Annotated in this window: 3 protein-coding genes and 1 pseudogene; 2 read left to right on the top strand and 2 right to left on the bottom strand. The window is 72.4% G+C overall.

The features are described 5' to 3' along the window. Both ACYQ8K_RS14830 and ACYQ8K_RS14825 read left to right on the top strand, forming a co-directional pair. On the top strand, positions 1-77 hold a 77-nt coding region (locus tag ACYQ8K_RS14830), incomplete at its 5' end, for a hypothetical protein (protein ID WP_231122602.1). 76 nt (positions 78-153) lie between these two features. Then, positions 154-1,332, top strand: a complete 1,179-nt coding sequence (locus ACYQ8K_RS14825) for an alpha-hydroxy-acid oxidizing protein (RefSeq protein WP_459970101.1) — start codon at positions 154-156, stop codon at positions 1,330-1,332. Here the strand turns inward: ACYQ8K_RS14825 and ACYQ8K_RS14820 are convergent. Together ACYQ8K_RS14820 and ACYQ8K_RS14815 are read right to left on the bottom strand one after the other, a co-directional pair. Continuing rightward, positions 1,323-2,855, bottom strand: a complete 1,533-nt coding sequence (locus ACYQ8K_RS14820) for a DNA polymerase Y family protein (protein WP_459970099.1) — start codon at positions 2,853-2,855, stop codon at positions 1,323-1,325. The genes ACYQ8K_RS14825 and ACYQ8K_RS14820 overlap by 10 nt on opposite strands. A 56-nt stretch (positions 2,856-2,911) precedes the next feature. After that, a pseudogene (locus ACYQ8K_RS14815) lies at positions 2,912-3,257 on the bottom strand (hypothetical protein); the annotation flags it as partial.

The raw sequence follows: 3,257 nt of genomic DNA, 5'->3' as shown, positions 1-3,257 counted from the left end.
GCAACTACGAGTACGCGATCAACAACTCGTTCGGCTTCGGCGGACACAACGTGGCCATCGCCTTCGGGCGCTACTGACGCGGCATAGGCCAGGCCTCGGGCCGGATCGCCCGGCGCTTCGTTTGATGGTCCAGGCACGGGGAAGTCAGCGACTATGGCTTTCGCCGATTACCAAAACGAGCTGTACGACCAGTCGCTGCACGGCAATCAGCCGCAGTACCCGATCAGGTTCGAGGAGCTGGAGAAGAAGGCATCGGCGGCGATGACGCCGAAGGTGCTGGGATACGTGGCCGGCGGCGCCGGCGACGAACACACCCAGCGCGCCAACTGCGAGGCGTTCAAGCGCTGGGGCTTGTACCCGCGGATGGGGATCGCCCCCGAGGAGCGGGACATGTCGGTCGAATTGTTCGGCCTCAGGTTCGGATCCCCGATCTTCATGGCGCCCATCGGCGTCATCGGGGTGTGCGACCCGGACGGCCACGGGGACATGCTGTGCGCGCGGGCCTCGGTCCGCACGGGTGTGCCGTTTTTCGTCGGGACGCTGTCGGCCGACCCGATGGAGGGCCTCGCCGCCGAGCTCGGCGACACCCCGGCGTTCTTCCAGCTCTATACGCCGCCGAACCGCAAGATGGCGGCCAGCCTGGTGCACCGCGCCGAGGCGGCCGGCTTCAAGGGCATCGCCGTCACCCTCGACACGTGGGTCACCGGCTGGCGGCCGCGCGACCTGAAGGGCGGTAACTACCCGCAGGTGCCCAGCGGCTGCCTGGCCAACTACACCAGCGATCCGGTGTTTCGCGCCAACCTGAGCCGCGGCGAAGACGCCACCGAGGCGGCGGTGCGCAAGCTGCCGATCTTCGGCGGGCCGTTCCGGTGGTCGGACCTGGAATGGCTGCGGTCCGAGACCAGCCTGCCGCTGATGGTCAAGGGCATCTGCCATCCCGACGACGTTCGCCGCGCCAAAGACATTGGCGTGGACGGCATTTACTGTTCCAACCACGGCGGCAGGCAAGCCAACGGCGGGCTGCCCTGTCTGGATTGCCTGCCGGCGGTGGTCGAGGCCGCCGACGGGATGCCGGTGCTGTTCGACTCGGGGGTGCGCGGCGGCGCCGACATCATCAAGGCGCTCGCGTTGGGCGCGACCGCCGTGGGGATCGGCCGGCCCTACGCCTACGGGCTGGCCCTCGGGGGTGTGGACGGCATCGTGCACGTGCTGCGCTCGCTGCTGGCCGAGGCGGACCTGATCATGGCCGTCGACGGATATCCCTCGCTCAAGGACCTGACTCCAGACGCGTTGCGTCGCATCGAATACGCTGTCCCGCAAGACTATTCATAACTCCCCTCCACATACCAGCGCCGCTGGCGATAGCACAGCAGCAGCGCCCGCTCGCTCTCCAGCAACACCTGGGCGCGGGCGGTGCGGCCCTTACCCAATTCGGGATCCCACCATCGCTCGTCGACCGGCCATGGCCCGGACCACCAGCACAGCCGTTCGTCGCGGCCGTGGGCGATCATGCGCGCGGGGTCGGCGGAGAACAGCCCCCGGATGGTCACCCGTATCGGGTTTCCTTGGGCGTCAAGCAGTTCCACCGGGTCGTCCAGCAGCACCGCCGGTGACGGCTCGGGCAACCGGCCGGGCCACGGCGGATCGGGATCGGCCCGCGGCACCGGCTCGTCGCCGAGCGGGATCAGCGTGATGCGCTCGGCCGGTCCGCGCCCGCCGGACAGCACCGGCACGCACACCGCCTCCGGGCCGAGCAGGCCCTGCACCCGCACCAGCGCCCGGCGGGCCCGCAGCCTGTCCTCCTCGCCCAGGCCGCCCCAGAGCGGCAACTGCAGCGCCTCGGCGGACACCACCTCCACCGCGCTCAGCCGCAACAGCGTCACCGCGGCCGTGGGACGGGGAGTGTGTGCGGTGCGGCTGCTCAGCCATCCGTCCAGCTGCCAGCGCACCCGGTCGGCGGTGGCGTCCTCGGTCAACGGCTCGGCGCACCGCCACACCCGGTGCAGCTCTTCGCCGTTGGCGGTGACGGCGTGGATGGCCAGCCGGGTGCATCCCACGCCGGCGGCCATCAGCGTCTGATGCAGCCTGCCGGCCAGTGAGCGCCCGGCGAACGCCGCGGCATCGACCCGGTCGATCGGCGGATCGCAGTCCAGCACGGCCTCGAGTTCGGCCGGCGGCTCCCGGCCGGACGGCGGCCGCTCGGGTTCGCCGCGGGCCAACCGGTGCGCGGTCACCCCGTCGGCGCCGAACCGGGAAGCCACGTCGCTGCGCGACAACGCGGCGAACTGCCCGATGGTGCGAATCCCCATCCGCCACAACAGGTCCGTCAGCTCTTCGCGGCCGGCGCCGGACAGGCTCGGCTCGGTGGCAAGTTGCCGGATGGACAGCACCGACAAGAACTTCGCGTCGCCCCCCGGCTCGACGACCCGGCCCGCCCGCGCCGCGAAGACCGCGGTGGACAGCTGGTCGGCCACCCCGGCCTGACACTCGGCGCCGGCCGCGCCCACCGCATCGATCAGCCGTTCGGCGGCGGTGGCCTCGGACCCGAAATAACGGGCCGCCCCGCGCACCGGCAGCACCAGGAGGCCGGGCCGCAGCACCTCGGCGCGGGGCACCAGGTCGTCCACCGCCGCGATCACCGCCTCGAAGAAGCGGGCGTCGCGGTCCGCGTCGGCGGCGGTGACGTGCAGTTGCGGACACCGGGCCGCCGCCTCCCGGCGTCGCAGCCCCCGCCGCACACCCGCCGCCCGGGCGGCCGACGAGCAGGCGATCACCCGGTTGGCCAGCGTGACCGCGATCGGGGCGGTCGCGGACAGGCCCGCGGCCGTCGCCGCCGCGACCGCTGGCCAATCCATGCACCAGATCGCCAAAACCCTTGAGCCAGAAGGGCCAGAAGGACCAGCCACGATACTTACCCGGCCCGCGCCGGGGACATCACCCGTCGTCCCGCGCACGTCCCGCTGACCTGCAGCCGCACCCCGCCGATCCGGCCGAATCCAGGGGCGGGCGCCTCCCGGCAACCGGGAGTGATGTCATAGCCACAGACCCGGGCGGCGAGGCGCGTCGGCGCGCCCTGCCAATCGCCGCCGGTGACCAGCAGGGTGCAGCCCTTGTTCCGGGCGCGGGCCACCACCGCCCGCGCCCCGCGGGGGGGCCCCCCGGCCCCCCCCCCCCCCCCGGGCCCCCCAAACAATACGGGCCCCAGCCCCCGCGCCCCCAACACCCGCACGGTGGCCGGGGGCCGGATAAACGCCCGC

The organism is Mycobacterium sp. MUNTM1 (assembly GCF_054660795.1).
Note: the sequence above shows the minus strand (reverse complement) of the source record. Positions and strands in the feature narration are given on the sequence as shown.

Coding starts and splice junctions, on each gene's coding strand:
- ACYQ8K_RS14825 (WP_459970101.1), top strand. CDS start 154: ATGGCTTTCGCCGATTACCAAAACGAGCTGTACGACCAGTCGCTGCAC.
- ACYQ8K_RS14820 (WP_459970099.1), bottom strand. CDS start 2,855: ATGGATTGGCCAGCGGTCGCGGCGGCGACGGCCGCGGGCCTGTCCGCG.